We start from the raw sequence: 16,977 nt of genomic DNA, 5'->3' as shown, positions 1-16,977 counted from the left end.
TGATTATCCGCCGACGTGGACAGAGCGGTAGTTGCCATCGTCGGGGTAGAACCCCAGGAATTTGAGTCGGGTCTTGCCGGTGCGCACACCAGGGTAGAAGAACACTGTGGGCACATGGAACTTGCCTTGCAGCTTGCCTTCGATGACACCGATGCGTGTGTAGGGATGCAGCGCCTCAAGGTCGGTAACCAGCAAAATGGCCTTAGGCTTGCCCTCAAGCTCGGCCAGCTTGGCTTCGATGCGTGCCTGCAACGCGCCATTACTGATGGCATTGGCGAGCGACGTATTGGTCTTGTCCCATGCCAACGGCGCTTTCTGATCGGCTGCGAGCCAGATCTTGCGAAGCGGTGCCTTCTCGATAATGTCTGCAACATGCTCGGCGATCGAAAAGGTTTCGACTTCCCAGCCATCATTGCGCAGTCGGTGCATCCACGCGGGTGTTTCGCGCTTCACATTGAGAATCTGATTCGGTGGGAAAACCAAGTAGAAAATGGGCTCGAAGCTGGCATGGCCGAATTCGCGCCCCTGCTTAATTCGCTCCATCAACTCATTGAAATCAGCTTTCAGCGATGACATCGATCAGTTCCTCCATGCTTTTATAGGTCCACCCGATGTGCACGACATCGGAGGCGGCCTGGAATATGAGCAGGCCTTGTAATGACAAACGTTTCAGTTGATCTTGGACGTCGGCACGTTCCAGCCCGAAGAGATTCCAGTCGGAGCTTGAAACAATTTGGTTGTCGCCGAGACCACTGAACTTCAAGTCGTAGGCCAAGTAGGCAGTGACCTTTGGCAAGATGCGATACGCAGCAATCGAGCGCTGGTTGCGGCCTGTGGTGGTGAGCAATCCATAGTCGGCGCAGCATCCCATCAAATACGATGAGATGCGCTTGATCGTGGTCTCAGACCATGGCTTTTGCGTTTTTCCTTCGCGCACGCTGTTGGCAACAAATGTGCGTGCGTCTTCCAGTTGAAGGTCGTTTCGCCCGGCTGAATAGCGTGCCCAGTAAACCTCTCGGACAAAGTCTGCCAACACAAGATTGGCGCGCGCCGTATAGATAAAGAGCAGCTGATTGAGCTCGGCGATCGTGAAACGATCAACCAGGGACTTGAGGCGCGCGGCAACGTGCGGGGCGCGCATGTAGCGTGGAGCAAAGCACTCGGCAACAATATTGCGTAGGCGTCTTGCCGTTACCAAAGGGAAGCGCCCCGATGCCAGCGCCGCTTCGTAGAACTGCGACGCACTCATACCAGGCTGATAAACCTGGAGCAGTTGCCTTGTTTCTTCCAGGAGACCCAGCCCGGCTTGAAGCTGGGTGGTGTAGTAGCGCTGCTGACTCACTCAACCTCCCGAACGTAGGGGAACGTCTGAATTCCGGAAGTGAAGGCGGCACAATAAAAGCCAGCAGCACATTGTAATTCGGCTTTGATATCTTGACTCATCTGCCCCAGTGACACGGGGCCCGGCGATGCGGATTCTGCTTTTTCAGCCAATTCAGTCAGGCGCGTCAGCGCCAACTCACGATTCGCCAATCTAGCTTGCACTGCTTGAACAAATGTGGCGTCGTTGAGAGCATCTGCTGATGCTTGTTCGAGTCCTATAGGCAAGCGGAAAAGATGATAGATACGGCCTACACCAATGGCTTCGTCGTGGACTTTTGCCGCCGCTGCCGTTGCCCCTTGGTATTGGGCAAGAAACAAAGAGCGGTTGAATATAGGCGCCAAAAAAGCAGTGGCTGTGGCGCTGAAGAACTCGCAGCCCCACCAATTGGCCTGGCCCTTCTCTCCTAGGTAACCAATCAGAACTCGGAGCTCTGCGATTGTTGTTGCGATAGCGTTCATCAAAAGTCCTAAATCGTTTTTTCAACCATGCGGCGGAGGGGGGCAGCACAGTTAATAATTTTTCTTCGCCTCGTCCAAGCGGGGTTCTTTGTAGCCTGGTGCCAAAACAGCATTCTTGACGCCGTATAGCGCCAAGTGGTCCTTCAGCCAGAGCCGGTGCTCATGTCCACGCAGACTATGGTCCGGAGAGCAGTCGACACTCCATTGCCTCAGGATGTATCCAGCGGTCGCAGCCCGCAGCTTCATCCGCAATGAACCGCGAACCATGCCGTAGTCCATCTCCGTAATATCGGGACGGGGCTGGTCCGGGTGCGGCACCATCTCCAGTTCGACGATCCGGGTCCACTGAATGTCTTGATCGCTCATCTCATGGGTTGCAACTGACTGCCCCTTGAGCACAACGGGGTTTTTGATCCGGGTGATGACGAAATCCCGGAACTCCTGAGACTTCCGGTCGAACGCCCTGACATGCCACCTCAAGCCGTTGTCGATCAGCGCAAAGGGGACGACTTCCCGATCAGTACAGCCTCTAGATATGGAGAAGTACTGAACGCGGAGCGGACACCCCTGATGAATCGCACGAGTCACGCTTGCCAAGACATCCAGATCCGGGTGTGTGAGCCGTGACGGGCTTTCGCTAGCCACCCACGCATTGAGCCGCATGGGTTCGCCGTCTCCAAAGCCCTGAGTCAGCCAAGACAGCACCCGTTCCGGGGGATAGTTGAACACGGGCCGGTAGTCCGGTCCCAGGACGTAAGCCTTGCCTTTGGGATCGTAGTCGATGTTACCCGGGTGCAACTCCTTATAGAGTGCTAAATCCCGGGTTGCTGCTGCGGACTGGATGCCAAACCGCCCAACCAGGTCCTGCCTACGGATCTCCCCCACGAAGCGCACACGCAGCTCAATGAACGCGAGCCGGTCGCGCTGCGGCTGGGTCAATTCTGCAAGTTTATCTTTGGGCATTACTGAGTGCTCTATCGGATTAACGAATGCTTGTACGGGTTGTTGCGTGAAGTATATAAGTTGCTCTGGAATGTGGCAATGCAATGTTTTTGATTCTTGTATGTGTTGCATTGTGATGACCACATGATGGGCGATACCCGCACTTTGGAGCATGGGAGTGAAAGCATACAAAGCCATCGCGACCTACCGGCGCATGCGGGCGCAGCCGCTGTGGCGTCTGCTTGCCTAGACTACTGAGGTACTCTGAAATTAATGGACACTGCCATTTGATAAACTTGTCAAAGGGAGTGAAAACATGAAATAACCAACATAAACGCCGGAGTTCCGGGCCGAGGCAGTCAAACTGGTATTGGTGCAGTGATTGAAGATAGAGGAAGCGGCGCAGCGCATCGCGACGCCCAAAGGGACGGTGGCCAACTGGGTGAGCGCGGCCAAGCGCGGCACGGACGCCAACGCGCCACCAGGGCGCCGCAGCGTCGCCGAGCTGGAGGCCGAGGTCGCCAAGCTGCGTAAGGAGCTTGCTGTCGAACGGATGGAGAAGGAAGTGTTAAAAAAGGCCACGGGGTACTTTGCCAGGGAGTCGCTGCCCGCTATGCGCTCATGAAATAGGTTCGACTTGAATACCCGCTTGGCCTGTTGTGTCGCGTCTTCGATGTGTCGCGCAGCGGCTTTTATGCGGCGCTCGATCGCCCGCCGTCGCGGCGGGTACAGGACGATGAACGATTGAAGGTGACCATCAAGGCGGCCCACCTGCAGACCGTGAAACTTACGGGCCTTTGCGCCTGCAGCCGGAGCTCGCTGGGTTGAAAATTTGTGTCCATAATCAATTTGTGGGCACAAATGCTTTGCCAAAATTCGATCATGGATGACGGTGCTCACGCAGTCCAGACGGCGCTAGGAACACGCTTACTTCCGCTACGAGGACGCGCGAGGATCATAAGAAAAATATCTGAAAAGAAAATCCAATATTCCATTGTGGCAAGAAATCATGTATGTTCAATGCTTGTCACTGAGGAGAGGTCAATTGGGGATTGCAGAGCAGGTTGATGTCGTATTGAGCGCGCGACGCACCAAATTACCGGTGGTCCGCGAAAAGCAGGAGAGCTTGGTCGCTCTCACCACCACCTTGAGCGTACTCGACGACGCCCTCGCGGGGCTTGTAAAGCATCCGCAAACTCCAGCAGAATTGCGTGGTGTTATCGCAACTGCCGACTTGCAGTCATGCAAAGACCACGTACAAGTCGCTGTAGATGAAATGACACGGGTTCAGGCACGCTTTAGCCGGCCGACTATTAACCTCGGAGTGTCCGGGCAGGCGCGGGTGGGCAAGAGCACGCTCCTGCAAGCACTGTCGGGCTTAAGCGAAGAGGCCATCCCTACCGGGACGGGCAATCCAGTAACGGCGGTGCGCAGTCGCATCCTCAGCAGTACAGAACGCGTTGCAAGGCTCCGCATGCATAGCTGGGCGACTTTCCGCGACGAGGTGCTGAAGCCATATCACGACGACCTGCGGCTCGGCCCGGTTCCCGCGACGCTTGAGGATTTCCGTAGGCGCGACTATCCAACGCCAGGTCCCGACGACGAAAATACACGGGGCGTCATGCTCAAGCGACTGCGCCGCATGCGCGATTCGCTCGCGTCATACGCGGAGCACTTGAACGGCGCCGACCGCGTCATTTCGGATTTTTCGGCATTGCGCGCCTGGATCGCCTATCCGAAACGCGACACGGCAGCGCAGGAAGACAACCGCTACTTGGCGGTGCGGGAGGCCACGATCGAATGTCCTTTCCCGGATCCGATTGCGCGTTCTATCGGTTTGATCGACCTGCCCGGATTGGGTGAAATTGCAGCGTCGGCCGAAGCGCACCACGTGCAAGGATTACGCGACGACGTAGATTTCGTCGTCTTGGTTAAGCGCGCCAATGAAGGCATGGCATTCTGGACCAAGCAGGACGGATTGGCGCGCAAGCTCATCGACGAGGCGCGAAAGCCGATCTCGAATACGGCCGATTTTCTGGGTATTTTGTCGAATGAAGGCGGGGTTCCGGACGAAACGCTCCAAGAGATGCTTGCTTCAATCAGGCTGGACGCCAACGTCGGGTTGGAGCATGCGCCGATCACATTGTTCCGGTGCCAAGGGAAGGATCCGGCAAGCGTCGGGTTGCAGCTACTCGAGCCGGTGCTCGCGCACTTGGTCGACCGGCTGCCAGTAATGGACCAAGAGGTACTGGAACAAGCCCGGATTCTGGCCAATACCGCATGTGAACACGTCGGCAACCATCTGCAGGCGCTGGAGGCGGCGATGACTGCCAGCCTGCCGGAAACCGGCGGCGTCACGGAAAAATTGAGTGAATTGACCACGCAGATGCGACAACTCATTGCACGCGACCTGGTGCCGATTCTTGAGAGCCACCGCATCAGTGCGCGGACCGAAGCCGATGACGCCACTCTGACAGTCGCGATTCGCGCTGCGCATGCACAGATCAAATCATGGGCCGACGACGCACTGGGAACCGGCGAAGCCGCATGGATCGACAAGGCGCTCGGCGAGTTCGCCGTGAACCGGGACAGTTCGAACCTCGCCATGACCGAGCTGAATCGGATTCGCGTTCATATTGGTGAAGTCTATTGCGGCCTCGACGAGCAACTCGCTGCGCAGACGCACGCGTTGTTCGATGAAGTGGGCGGCATCCTTGTAGAACGTTGTGGCCGTTTGATGCATGGATTATCGGGGCGGGAGGCGCTCGAACGGCTCGCGGTACTGCTCACGGCCGGTGACGAAACCTGCGTCAACCTGCAGCGTGCAACGAATGAACTGTCAAGCCTGAAAGTGAGCTACCGCAGCCACTTCCACCCGGTCGTTCGCGCCCGCCTCGACATCCTCGAGCATCGGTACTTAGATCCTGAAACCCAGACCATCAAGCTCACCATCGACGTGCCAGGCGTAGATGTGGTCGCTGCCCGTCATCTGCTGTCCGAGCTGCGCCTGTTGGCCATCAAGGCATCGGCATCGGTGCGTGATGGCCTGCTGCGTGAATCGAGCCTTATGGACAAAATCATCCACGCCGCAGTCGAACAATTTGATGACAGTTTCATTCGCTCCGGCACGAGCAAAAAGGAATTTCATCGCTTCGCGCGGTCTTGGCGGGACGAACTGTTCCCCGGAAAGTTCGACGCCATCGCCACATCGCGCATCGACGCTCGCCAAGTGAAAGCAGCTTTTGCCGGCGCGCGCAGTGCCATCGACAAACTGAAAGTGAAAGCGCAGCATGAGTGATAACGAATACAAGATCGCCGTGATTGGTCCGACGCGGGTGGGGAAGACTTCCCTAGTCAGTTCGATCCTCGCTGAAGCCCAGACAGCACTGGCGGGCACGCCTGCTAGCTTGAAATCCAAAGGCTCAACCGCTGCACGTATTTCCGATAACGTCGACGAACTGGCCGGCGCGCTTGCGCACGGCACCTTCGAGCCCGAAGCCGTCAGGAATAGCACGAGCGACGTCAGTATCTATGAGCTTTCGCTCGATGTGGGAAAGTCCAAATTGCCAATCAATATATTGGATTACCCGGGCGGCTGGCTCAGCGAACAAGGCCCCGAATGGGAGAAGTGTGCAGAGTGGATCAACGCTTCCAGCGTGCTGATCCTGCCGGTGGATACTGTTCTGGCCATGAATTGTGCGACGGCCGCAGAGGAGAAAGCGTGTCGTACGCGCCTGAAGATTACACAAGTCACCTCGATCGTGCGCGAGTGGGCGAAGGAGCGGAAGGCTGCAAACGAGACAGGAACGATTGTCCTCGCGCCCGTGAAGTGCGAGAGCTACCTGGTAGCGCCCGGCTCGACGCGTGCGCTCGCCGAAAAGCTGCAGCGTCGACTTGTCGACGATCTGTACGAAGGCATGTTTGCCGCCGTTGCGGAAGAGATGGACGGCAGCGGCCTGGTGTCCGCGTATTACGCGCCAGTCAACACGATTGGTTGCGTTGACTTGGTTGATGCCGGCTGGGAGATGGCCGATGACATGTATCTCGAAAGTCATCCTGTCTTTCGCGTGCTGCCTCCTGGCAAAAGAAAGGTGGATGGCGCACTGGACATTTTGGTACTGCTTGCGCGCCAGCTGGCCAGTGCAGAAAATGAGCAGGACCGGTCTCCGTTGAAGAATTTGTGGCGCTACATAACGGGCGAAAGCCGTGAACTGCGCGCGGCGGTTACACGCCTGAACGACATGAAACTGAGTCAGCGAGCGCAGCCTGTCAGGATGCAGGAGCCGGCATGAACGGCATTTCGGTTCAGGTACGCACGCGCTCAAAAATACTCGATTATCGTTTTGTTGGACGCGGCCAGCCGCCAGAACGCTGGTGGGAAAAAAACTACGGGCGCTGGACTGATTTTTCTCGCCCAACGATCCTGGTCGAGCCCGGAAAGATTTTTGTGTCGGGCATCGCGTCGGCGCGCACCGACAGCAAAGGCGCACGAATCCACTATGCACTGCATGTAATGGTCCAGCCAGATGGCCAAGCGCTTGCCGCTCAACTGCTGGCCTGGCTATGTAACATCCGGCAGCGTAGCGGTTCGTTTGAAGATGCCGGTAAGTACTTGGACACGCTAGGTGAAGACGCCTGGAGCGCGGCGGTACAGGGTGAGAACGATGAAATTGACGAAGCTGTGATGGCGGTGCTCCTCGACATCCCTCTCCAACCGGACAACGGCCTCGCACCGTCACCTTTTGTGGCCGACATTGACAGTACAAGGGCATTTACGCGGCTGGCGGCCATGGCGGCAATGGTGGTTGCTCTGAAGCCTGGAGGTCTGGAACGCGCGGTTTATCTGAACCTGGCCTCATCGAGCGAACTCGCAGCACTGGTGCAGCACGACGGGTGCGCCATCGTGTGCCGCAAGGTTGACACGCTCCCAAAGCCCGCGCGCCCGTTTCTGGCGGGCGCGGCGGTCGTGTTAGTAGGACTGGTCCTGGTAGTCGTTTTTCTTTTTAGCTCAACAAGCCAGTAGAGGCCTCCGCTAATGTTGTGCCAAGCTGAAACGTGCCGCCCGGAGGCGTGGTTACGTCATGTGCTTACGCATATCGCCGATCAGCCCGTCCATCAGGTTAATAATTTATGGCCTTGGAATTGCAACCTCCCAGCAGCCCTTTGAGATCACGCCCCTTCCCAGCGATGTGACGCCATCATCGATCAAAACCGCCCGAGCGCTAAAGACGGCGCTGAGCGGACGCTTACCGGGATTCTCCATCCGACAAAAACCTTACTCGAGCGCCACGGCCAATCTTCTGACCATGGCAAGTTTTAACTCGCCGCTTTCCTGGGCGTCAAGTGCCAACACAAACTGCTCAAGCGGCGCGGCCAGCGTGTGGGGCAATTCAAGTTCTACGGCTAAACTCCCACACTGTTCAAGCGAGTTCGAATACTCCTTGCGAACCGACTCCACCGCCAGAAATACACGTTGCTTGGTAACGCCATGCTCGGCAGCGACCTCAGTCAAGCCTCTCCGCTCAACCAGAATGCCGGAAGCCATGGCAGTTGCGGCCGGCCCCAACCGGGTTCGCGAAGCGATCCGCGCAAAGTCCTTGGCCGAAAGGCGAACTAGCTTCATGTCTTGCTCCTGACAGGGTTTATGGAATGCCGCCGGCGGCATCAGGGTGGGGCATTCGCGCGCCGTACAAACATGCACACAAAATAAAGCCGTGACCTGTCATACCGGCGGCTGCAAGCCGTGGTATCCAGCCTGCTACGCACCCAAGGTCTTCTGCAGCTCCGCAGCGAACGTCGCCATCCTGATCGGCTTATCGCGCCAGTGCACGTCGAGCTGCCGGATCGCACGCGCTGCTTCAGCCTCGGCCACATCTCCGCTGGCAACCTTTCCGCTGAGGACGTATATCGGCACCGCGTTAGTTTCAGACAACCGGATTTTTTTGATCAGTGACTCCGACGTCCGCTCACCGAGTATCCAGTCCATCACATAGCCATCGTACTCGCGTTCCGCCATTGACCGCTCAAACGACGCCAAGTCATAGAAAGGAACCGCCCGCAAGCCGCTATCGTTCAGATAATCGCACAGGCTGTCAGCAAAGCCGCGCTCATCGTCAACGATCGCCACGGTCGGCGCGAATGGGTTCTCGACAACGATTTCCAGCTTATTGACGCGATAGCGCGCCGCATCGTCGAGGCACCTGGAACTTTCAATCACTGCCCAACCGTCGCCCTCCGCGATCACGACGAAGTCAACCTTCGCCCTGGTGCTCAGTTGCTCGCCGATCCACACCATACAGGGATACCGGGCGCCATCGGCACCCATCGTCAGCGTCGCCCGTGAGGCATCGGTCGCATTACCGCCACCCGCCCCTCCCAAACCTACATTATCGAGACGCTCGTTGAAAAAATCGGCCACCGTTCGCACTTGGCCGATGGTCCAGTCCACCCCGCCATTAAGCTTGCGGTGCGCCTGCGAATAACTGAGGCCCAGAATTTCCGCCAACTTCTTGCTGCGCTGACGCGAAGGAACCCCGTGGCGCAGTAGCAGCTCCCCCACAGCGTCAACGATGGACGCGGAACTGCCTTCAGTATCGGGCACATGCATATTTTTCCTCACTAGGAGAAAGCAGCTGGCGGATCGGCGCCAATGCTGGACAACAATGAATTGGTGAAATCAATTGTAGCAAGCCAATCTAGCGGGACCGCAACGTTTCCGCAAGATGGAAGCGATTGATCAAAAATAGCATATAGCGCAAATCGTCGGAGCACAGTCGGAGCACGATGATCAACTCACGTCCACTCGAATCGTGGGCGTACTGCTCTCCCGAGCGATATTGTTTGCGAGGATTTCATGACGCTCTACAAAATCGGCGGCGCTACAGTCGAAAAAGGCGACCACAATTTTGAGACGCTGCTCGCCGCTGCTTATGGCGCCAGGCAACGTCCGAAATGCCTGTGCCGCCCGGGCGGGGTCGACATGTACGTCGCCCGCATCGACGAGCGCTATGTCATCAAGCGCATGCCCTACTCCGCCGACGACCACGATCCCGTTTGCACCTCGTACGAGCCGCCCCCGGAATTGTCAGGGCTTGGCGAGGTATTGGAGTCGGCCATCATCGAAGTGCCCGACCTCGACGCCACGACCTTGAAGCTGCAGTTTGCGCTCACCAAGTCGGGCGGCCGTGCAGCACCCAAGCCTGACGATGGTGACGTTGACAGCGTCAAGACCGACGCCAGGAAGCTGTCGCTGCGCGCCCTGCTGCACTTCCTGTGGGAGCAAGCCGGCTTTCACAAGTGGTCGCCCGCCATGCATGGCAAGCGCCATTGGGCCGTGCTGCGCAAGTACCTGCTGCAAGCGGCCCGGCATAAGCAGGTAAAAGGTTACGACCTCTCAGATCTTTTGTATATCCCGGAGCCGTTCACGCTCGAACGCAAGCAGGCCATCGCGCATCGGCGTACCGCTCAATTGGCGCAAGTCGCCCAGACAGGCGGCCATCAAGGCCAGCGCAGGCTGCTGGTACTGATCGCCGAGGTCAAGGATTTTGCGCCGTCCCGCAACGGGCACAAACTCGTCGTCCGGCATTCGGCGGACTTCCCCTTCATGTTGGGACCGGGCATGAACGAGCGCCTGCTTAAACGCTTCGACCAGGAATTGAGCCTGTGGGGAAGCATCGACGGCACCCACCTGGTCACCATCGCGACCTTCGGCGTCAATCAGGCTGGCGTGGCCACCATCGAGGAAATGGCCTTGATGGCCACCACCGAAAATTGGCTGCCGTTCGAGAACCGTGCGGAAAAAAGCTTACTCGATATGCTGACCGCAGATGGCAGGCGGTTCCTGATAGGACTGCGATACAACCTGCCGCAGAACCGCCCCCTCGCAGTTGCCGTACTCGCGGACACCAAGCCACCGACGGCGATGTTCGTTCCGCCAATTGGCAGTGGCGACGACTATGCAGCGGCACTGGCAGAGCTCATCGACGGCAGCAAGATGACTGCCTGGGTATGGCATCCGGAGTCCGGGGACATGCCGCACATTGCACGACCAGCTTAAAGCCCTTCGATACGGCGCACCCTTTCGGCACGCCCGCGTAGTTCGCGCAGCCCGCACCACCGCTAGCGACGTTTCCGGCCCCGTTTTTCTGAGGCCTCGTCAATACTGAAGAACCTGACCTGTCCACCTCAAGTACCAGCAGGCCTTGTCCCCTCAGACAACTTCCGCGCCGCAGTACCACCAAAAAATCACTCAAAAGGAAAGTGCAAAACCATGCAGGAAATCTCGCGTTGTAAAGGCTGAAATCGGCAGACATGACTTCCATCAAACGCAATTTTTAACCATCCAAATTGTCTTGACGCGCAAATTTAACTGATCAAAACTGGCTATAGACGCGAGCTTTTATACGAAATTTATTGCTCGCTACAAAACAATAAGCGGGAGACACAAGATGTGCCCGAATTTCCAAAACACAAAGGATGGACAGGGATTTCTGCCCGGCCGCTACCTCGCAGCCGCCCTTCTTCTCACCTGTGCCACCTGCGCAACCGCGAAGGAAATTCCTCGCCAGTGCTTTGACGACGCCGGCAAACGTTTCAATCTGCCCCGCCCCGACATCCTGCGCGCACTTGCCCAGCAAGAGTCATCTAGCGCATGTATCGCACGTCATTCCGTCAACAGCAACGGCACCTACGACATCGGCTGCATGGGCATCAACAGCAGCTGGCTGCCGATGCTGCATCGCCAGTTCGGCATCACCGAGCAAGACCTGCTTGAACCCTGCACCAACGTCCACGTGGGCGCATGGATCTTCGCCAAGAACGTGCGCCGCTTCGGCGATACATGGCAAGCCGTGGGCGCCTATAACGCAGCTAGCGAATCCAAACGGATGGAGTACGCATGGAAAATTTACAGACACTTGAACGCAGCGCGCTGATTGCGTGCCTGGCGGCCTCGCTGTGCGCGTGCGGTACATCCGCATTGCCGCCAGTGACTGCGGCGGCGCCGCGCACGTCAGCACTGCCCGCGCCACGGTTCGACATCACCACCCAGGTCGGAACTGGCCAGAGCACGCGGTACGTGTACTGCGCCGTGCCGACCTGCCCCGTGCCGAGCGTGAAGACAGCTGTTTTGCCAGTGCCGACAGCGACACCCGTCGCCCGCGCAGCCGTCGGCATTGGAGAAAAGGAGGACGTGAAGCTGACCGTCGATATCGGCTTTCCCTTCAATTCTTCGCGGGTGAGCAATGCAGACCGTCACCTGCTGTCTAGGACGGCGCAGGCGCATCCAAACGGCCAAGTCGAGATGACCGCCCGCTCGGATTTCGTTGGACCGCCTGCCGGACAGCGTGCCGTCATCGCGGCCCGCGCGCGGGCGATGCGCAGCATCGTCGCCCGCCTGGCTCCCGGCGCCCAGATGATCGAGCGCCAAGAGGTCGCCGCTCCACGCCCGGTTGCACGCGCCGAACAGGCCATGCAGCGGCGGGGATCGGTACGTTTCACTCCCCCTGCTGATGTCCACATGAAAGGAAATGCAAAGTGAACACAATCGTCCAACACCGCTCGCCCCTGGTGAGCAAACGTCATCTGAGCGTGGCGCTGACACTGGCGGCAATCGCGATACTGATGAGCAGCGCCCACGCGGGCGTGACCGGTACCGAATTCCAGGAAACCTACGACCTGATCGTCGGCTGGGCCAAAGGCTACCTCGGCAAGATCTTCGCCATCGCCGCCTTCCTGATCGGCGCCGGCTTCTCTGCCGCGCGCCAGAACCCGATGCCGGCCATCTTCGGCCTGGTCCTGGCGCTGATCATCGGCTTCGGTCCGTCCCTGATCGAATCTATCCTGACCGCGGTCGTTTGAGGTGACGCCATGGATTTCGCCATCCCCACCAAGCACGACGAGCCGCCCAAGATGTTGTGGTGGGACTTCGACCAGACCATCATTTTCATGATCGGCGTAGTCTTCGGCATCCTGTCCGGCTTTCTGCTACTGGGGGTGGTGATCGGCGTCTGGTGCGCACGCTGGTACAGCAAGAAGAAGGCCGGCAAGCACCGCATGTACGTGGTCCACATCATGTACTGGTACCTGCCCAGCGAGATTGTGTTTCCGTTTCCCTCGCTGCCGCCATCGTCCACCCGTGAATTCATAGGCTGACCATGGACAAGCACTCCTACCTCGGCCAGCTCTCGGACGAGCAAAACAAGAACCGCATGCTGCGCTGGATGCTGGCGGGCTGCATCGTCGCCATCATCATCCTGGCAAGCACGGTGCTCGCGCAAACCGGCGAAACCAAGACCGCGTTCGTGCCGCCGGAAATCACGCGCCCTTTCTGGATCAGCAGCGAAGACGCCTCGCAATCGTATTACGAAGACCTCGGCCAATTCATCAACGGCCTGTCCCTGAACGTCACGCCCGAAACCGTCAAGACCGCGTGCAGACAGTACCTGACCTACGTGCTACCGCGCGACCGCGACACGTACAAGAAGCGCTGCGACCTGCAGGAGATGCGCGTCAAGCGCGATGGATCGAGCTCGATGTTCTCGGTCAGGGAGATCAGCACCGACATGCGCAACCGCCGCGTCGCCATCACGGGCGACCTGATCACCATCGTTTCAGGCAAACCATTTCCGCCCCGGCGCCAGGCTTACGTGATCGATTTCGTTCACACCGGCGGCCGGTTCTACATCACCAACCACCACGAGGCAGACCTCGATGATCCCTTCGCTGAAAAAAAATAGTCGCACTGCCCGCGCGTCGGTGGCAGTGGTGATAGCACTGGCAACTGCCCTGGCGTTGTCCTGCGCTCCGGCCAAGGCCGTCCAGATCGTCGAGGGCGGCGATGGCAGTACCGTCTACGCCAAGCTGTCCAAGAAGGAAATGACGCGGCTGGCGGTCGATCATGGCCGCGTCGCCTCGCTGCGTGTGCGCGAGGGAGAACTGGGCATCGACCCCGACGAGGAAACCGGGCAGGTCTTCCTCACGGTGCCGGACGGCGCCAGCAAACCGATTAACGGCTTCCTGACCACGGACGCCGGCAATACCTACACCCTGGTATTGCAGATCGTCGACGCGCCGGCCGACTCGATCATCATCAAGCAACCCAGGCAGCGTAGCGCCCTCGCCCAAAACGACTTCAAGTCCGGCGCGTACGACAAGGCGATAAAGCGGCTCATCAGCGTGATGGCTGGCGACGAACTGCCCGTGGACATCGAGGTGACCCAGGTAGGCCGCAAGCTCGACCTCTGGCAGGAGGCATCAATGCTGCTCGAAACAAGGTACAGCAGCGGCGACATGGTCGGTGAACGCTACTTGATCGCCAACGTCTCGCAAGCCCCGATGGTGCTCGATGAACGGGAGTTTTACCGCCAGGGCGTGCACGTGATCGCGCTCGACCAGCTCAACCTGGCGCCTGAGGCGTCAACGCGCCTGTACATCATCCGCAGGAAGGCCCAACATGAATAAGCCCTCGCCCACCACGCGTGCGCGGCGCAAGCAGTACGTTCTGCTTGGCGGCGTCCTGCTCGGCATCCTCGCCATTGCGTCCGTCGGCGTCTACTTCACCTCCGATGCGGCGCCGCAGGCAGGTATCACATCCAAGGCCGACATCAAGACCAAGAGCTACATCGCGCCCGGCGACAAGGTCGATCCGCAAGACGCCTGGCGCGGCGTATCGGATTCCCGCCTGACCTCGATGGAGGCCAAGCTGGCGATACTGGAAAACGAGAACCGCATCCTGACCGCGCGCAGTACGGGCAGCGCTACCCGCGACAACGCGGCCGGAAAAACGCCAGAGCAGACACCCGAGAAAATGAGCGATGCCGATCTTGACCGGCGCCTGGCCGAATACGAGAAGAAGATCGACAAGACGAGCAGCGGCTACCCGGCCGGCACGCCCTCGGCACCGGTGCCCGGGCAGACACCTCCGAAGCCAGCACCGCAAACAGCGAGTGCACCAGGTCAAAAGCTACCCGGCCAGGGTGCCAGGAACGCGGGGGCGCCGATCAGCGGCGGCATCCTGACGGTGAGACTCGGTCGGGGACCGGAAGCGACACGCAGCGCAGCCCCGGCTGCGGTGGCCAATTCGCCAGAGTCCAGGGCCGCACGCAAGACCGCGCAGAACTATCTGCCAGCGGGCATGTTCGGCCAGGCAATCCTGCTCTCCGGGCTCGACGCACCGACCGGAGGCCAGTCGCAGTCCAATCCCCACCCAGTCCTGCTGCAACTACATGACCTTGCAGTGCTGCCCAACCGCTACCGCTACGACTGGGCGCAGTGCCTGATCACGGGCGCCGGCTACGGGGACCTGAGCAGCGAACGCGGTTATATCCGCACCGAGTCGCTGTCCTGCGTCTCCAAAGACGGCCATGTGCTCGACGTACCGATCAAGGGCTACATCGTCGGCGAAGACGGCAAGGCCGGCATGCGTGGGCGCCTGGTCAGCAAACAGGGACAGGTGCTCGGCAACGCCCTGCTGGCCGGCGTGGTGGCGGGTATCGGCACCGGGCTGGAGCGATCGTCGTCGGTGCAGTCGGTGTCCCCGCTGGGATCGACCAACTCGATCAAGCCGGGCCAGGAATTCCAGTCCGGGATAGGCAGCGGTGTCGGCCGGGCGCTCGATCGCCTGGCGACGTATTACATCCAGCTCGCAGAAAAGATGTTTCCAGTCATCGAGATCGACGCCGGTCGCGTGGTCGATATCGTCCTCACCCAAGGAGTCAAAGTCGATGTCGACCCTGAACACGAATAGCACCCGCACGCGCGTGCTGCTGACCACGGCCGCTTTGCTGGCCAGCTACGGGGCTGTCGGCGCCGCGCCCGATGGCGCTGCCAGTGCCGTACAAGACTACGCTACCCGCGCTGCGGCGGCGCCGCACGCTGTCCCTGTCGACTCGAGCAATAAGGCCGGCACGGCAGACACGGCGGAGACGGCAATGCGCCAGCTGCTGTCGCAGCGCTACCCTTCCACCACCTTTGGCGCCATCGCCCGCACGCCAGTGCCCGGGCTATGGGAGGTGTGGATAGGCTCCAACGTGGCCTACATGACCGACGAGGGCAGGCACTTCATCTTCGGCCACCTGTACGACATGCAGACCCAGACCGACCTGACCGCTGCGAGCAAGGAAGGCGCACTGCGGCAGGAGAAGCAAGACCGTCCCCGGCTCACGTTCCAGGACCTGCCGCTCGCAGACGCCATCAAGACCGTGCGTGGCAGCGGCGCGCGCCAGTTGGCCGTGTTCTCCGATCCCCACTGCCCGTACTGCCGGCAGCTGGAACAGGAACTCGCAAAACTCGACAATGTAACGGTCTACACCTTCCTGTTTCCGCTCGCCTCGCTGCACCCGCAGGCCACCGCAGTGGCAAAAGCGATCTGGTGTCATGCAGACCGTGCGGCAGCGTGGCGCCAGTTCAACCAGACAGGCAAGGCGTCCAAGTTACCCACGTCGGTAGCGTGTGCCACGCCTATCGCGCGCAACGTGGCGCTGGCCGAACGGTCTGGCATCAGCGGCACCCCGTACATCCTGTTTGGCAACGGCGGCAGCGCCGCCGGCGCCATGTCCGCAGCCGAACTTGAAGAACGCCTGGCGCGCCCCTGAACCGGAGATTGCCATGAATCCAAGACTTACGTGTGCATTGCTGGCGGCGCCACTGCTGTCGGGTTGCCTGTCCATGACGGGCCTGACGGGAAACGAGAAGTTCGCGTGCAAGGCGCCCGACGGTGTTTCGTGCACGTCGGTCAGCGGCGTCTATGCCAACGCCCAGCAGAACAATCTGCCCGCCTTGCGGCCGCGAGCGCGCGCGGGTACATCAGCGCCGGCGACGGACGCTGCGCCCGCGCGCCCTGGCACGTCGGCACTACCTGTCATGGCCGCCGGCATGCCGATCCGCAGCCAGCCGCGCATGCTGCGCATCTGGGTGGCGCCATGGCGCGACGAAGACGATACCTTGCACGACCAGTCCTATCTCTACATGATGATCGCCCCCGGCCAGTGGCAAGTGGAGCACAGTAGCGCCGCTACGGTGCAGAGAACCATACGCCGCCTGCAGCCGCTGGGCACTGCGCGCGTGCCGGCAGCTGATGCGGGTACCACAACACGGGGCCCGGCGGCCGGCCAGCTGGCCAACGTGCGCGACGACGCCCAGGCGCAACAATCTGCGCGTGACGCAGCCATTGTTCCAGCCGAGTCAGGAGACTGA

21 protein-coding genes are annotated in these 16,977 nt (G+C 59.6%); 14 read left to right on the top strand and 7 right to left on the bottom strand.

Going from position 1 to position 16,977, the window contains the following annotated elements:
* Nucleotides 1-3: 3 nt before the first annotated feature.
* The 5 genes from F8197_RS00380 to F8197_RS00360 form a co-directional block, all read right to left on the bottom strand.
* Nucleotides 4-576, bottom strand: coding sequence for a BREX protein BrxB domain-containing protein (locus tag F8197_RS00380; RefSeq protein WP_152879048.1), 573 nt, complete (start codon nt 574-576; stop codon nt 4-6).
* Nucleotides 557-1,342 carry a BrxA family protein gene (locus tag F8197_RS00375; protein WP_373996744.1) on the bottom strand — a complete coding sequence of 262 codons (786 nt, stop codon included), beginning with the start codon at nt 1,340-1,342 and terminating at the stop codon, nt 557-559. Before F8197_RS00375 ends, F8197_RS00380 begins: the two co-directional genes overlap by 20 nt.
* The gene (locus F8197_RS00370) at nt 1,339-1,842 is read right to left on the bottom strand and encodes a BrxE family protein (protein WP_152879046.1); all 504 of its coding nucleotides are present in this window, start codon (nt 1,840-1,842) and stop codon (nt 1,339-1,341) included. Before F8197_RS00370 ends, F8197_RS00375 begins: the two co-directional genes overlap by 4 nt.
* Before the next feature lie 51 nt (nt 1,843-1,893).
* Complete coding sequence (locus tag F8197_RS00365) at nt 1,894-2,805, bottom strand: YafY family protein (protein WP_152879044.1); 912 nt, start codon at nt 2,803-2,805, stop codon at nt 1,894-1,896.
* A 249-nt stretch (nt 2,806-3,054) separates the two neighbouring features.
* A complete protein-coding gene (locus F8197_RS00360; RefSeq protein ID WP_152879042.1) occupies nt 3,055-3,684 on the bottom strand; it encodes a hypothetical protein in 630 nt (209 codons plus the stop codon).
* Between the two features lie 145 nt (nt 3,685-3,829).
* Between F8197_RS00360 and F8197_RS00355 the strand changes: the two genes are divergently transcribed.
* From F8197_RS00355 to F8197_RS00340, 4 genes are read left to right on the top strand one after another with little or no spacing between them, the layout of a single operon-like run.
* Nucleotides 3,830-6,082 (top strand): hypothetical protein, encoded by a 2,253-nt coding sequence (locus F8197_RS00355; RefSeq protein WP_193333291.1) that lies wholly within the window; start codon nt 3,830-3,832, stop codon nt 6,080-6,082.
* A complete protein-coding gene (locus tag F8197_RS00350) occupies nt 6,075-7,076 on the top strand; it encodes a hypothetical protein (protein WP_152879038.1) in 1,002 nt (333 codons plus the stop codon). The genes F8197_RS00355 and F8197_RS00350 overlap by 8 nt, the downstream gene beginning before the upstream one ends.
* Nucleotides 7,073-7,807, top strand: a complete 735-nt coding sequence (locus tag F8197_RS00345) for a hypothetical protein (RefSeq protein WP_152879036.1) — start codon at nt 7,073-7,075, stop codon at nt 7,805-7,807. Before F8197_RS00350 ends, F8197_RS00345 begins: the two co-directional genes overlap by 4 nt.
* A 12-nt stretch (nt 7,808-7,819) precedes the next feature.
* Nucleotides 7,820-7,951 carry a transposase domain-containing protein gene (locus tag F8197_RS00340; protein WP_152879034.1) on the top strand — a complete coding sequence of 44 codons (132 nt, stop codon included), beginning with the start codon at nt 7,820-7,822 and terminating at the stop codon, nt 7,949-7,951.
* 108 nt (nt 7,952-8,059) lie between these two features.
* Here the strand turns inward: F8197_RS00340 and F8197_RS00335 are convergent, their stop codons facing one another.
* Together F8197_RS00335 and F8197_RS00330 are read right to left on the bottom strand one after the other, a co-directional pair.
* The gene (locus F8197_RS00335) at nt 8,060-8,407 is read right to left on the bottom strand and encodes a TrfB-related DNA-binding protein (protein WP_152879032.1); all 348 of its coding nucleotides are present in this window, start codon (nt 8,405-8,407) and stop codon (nt 8,060-8,062) included.
* Between the two features lie 135 nt (nt 8,408-8,542).
* Nucleotides 8,543-9,391, bottom strand: coding sequence for a helix-turn-helix domain-containing protein (locus F8197_RS00330; protein WP_152879030.1), 849 nt, complete (start codon nt 9,389-9,391; stop codon nt 8,543-8,545).
* Nucleotides 9,392-9,637: 246 nt separating this feature from the next.
* Between F8197_RS00330 and F8197_RS00325 the strand changes: the two genes are divergently transcribed.
* The 10 genes from F8197_RS00325 to traV all read left to right on the top strand — a co-directional run bounded on the left by F8197_RS00325 (nt 9,638) and on the right by traV (nt 16,977).
* Nucleotides 9,638-10,840 carry a DUF1173 domain-containing protein gene (locus tag F8197_RS00325; RefSeq protein WP_152879029.1) on the top strand — a complete coding sequence of 401 codons (1,203 nt, stop codon included), beginning with the start codon at nt 9,638-9,640 and terminating at the stop codon, nt 10,838-10,840.
* Nucleotides 10,841-11,231: 391 nt separating this feature from the next.
* Nucleotides 11,232-11,717, top strand: a complete 486-nt coding sequence (locus F8197_RS00320) for a lytic transglycosylase domain-containing protein (protein WP_152879027.1) — start codon at nt 11,232-11,234, stop codon at nt 11,715-11,717.
* Nucleotides 11,681-12,322 carry a hypothetical protein gene (locus F8197_RS00315; RefSeq protein WP_152879025.1) on the top strand — a complete coding sequence of 214 codons (642 nt, stop codon included), beginning with the start codon at nt 11,681-11,683 and terminating at the stop codon, nt 12,320-12,322. The genes F8197_RS00320 and F8197_RS00315 overlap by 37 nt, the downstream gene beginning before the upstream one ends.
* Entirely contained in the window at nt 12,319-12,642 is a 324-nt protein-coding gene (traA, locus tag F8197_RS00310; protein WP_152879023.1) for a TraA family conjugative transfer protein, read from the top strand. The genes F8197_RS00315 and traA overlap by 4 nt, the downstream gene beginning before the upstream one ends.
* Nucleotides 12,643-12,651: 9 nt before the next feature.
* A complete protein-coding gene (gene traL, locus F8197_RS00305) occupies nt 12,652-12,936 on the top strand; it encodes a type IV conjugative transfer system protein TraL (protein ID WP_152879021.1) in 285 nt (94 codons plus the stop codon).
* A gap of 2 nt (nt 12,937-12,938) precedes the next feature.
* On the top strand, nt 12,939-13,520 hold the full coding sequence (locus F8197_RS00300) for a TraE/TraK family type IV conjugative transfer system protein (RefSeq protein ID WP_152879019.1): 582 nt from the start codon (nt 12,939-12,941) through the stop codon (nt 13,518-13,520).
* Nucleotides 13,521-13,548: 28 nt separating this feature from the next.
* Nucleotides 13,549-14,244, top strand: coding sequence for a type-F conjugative transfer system secretin TraK (locus tag F8197_RS00295; RefSeq protein WP_193333290.1), 696 nt, complete (start codon nt 13,549-13,551; stop codon nt 14,242-14,244).
* A complete protein-coding gene (locus F8197_RS00290) occupies nt 14,237-15,529 on the top strand; it encodes a TrbI/VirB10 family protein (RefSeq protein WP_152879015.1) in 1,293 nt (430 codons plus the stop codon). Before F8197_RS00295 ends, F8197_RS00290 begins: the two co-directional genes overlap by 8 nt.
* Nucleotides 15,507-16,376, top strand: a complete 870-nt coding sequence (locus F8197_RS00285; RefSeq protein WP_152879013.1) for a DsbC family protein — start codon at nt 15,507-15,509, stop codon at nt 16,374-16,376. Before F8197_RS00290 ends, F8197_RS00285 begins: the two co-directional genes overlap by 23 nt.
* A gap of 13 nt (nt 16,377-16,389) precedes the next feature.
* Complete coding sequence (gene traV, locus F8197_RS00280) at nt 16,390-16,977, top strand: type IV conjugative transfer system lipoprotein TraV (protein ID WP_152879011.1); 588 nt, start codon at nt 16,390-16,392, stop codon at nt 16,975-16,977.

Origin of the sequence: Duganella sp. FT27W (assembly GCF_009295655.1) — a bacterium.
Taxonomy (GTDB): Bacteria; Pseudomonadota; Gammaproteobacteria; order Burkholderiales; family Burkholderiaceae_D; genus Rugamonas; species Rugamonas zoogloeoides.
The sequence above is the reverse complement of the archived record's forward strand: the minus strand, read 5'-3'. Positions and strand labels throughout refer to the sequence as shown.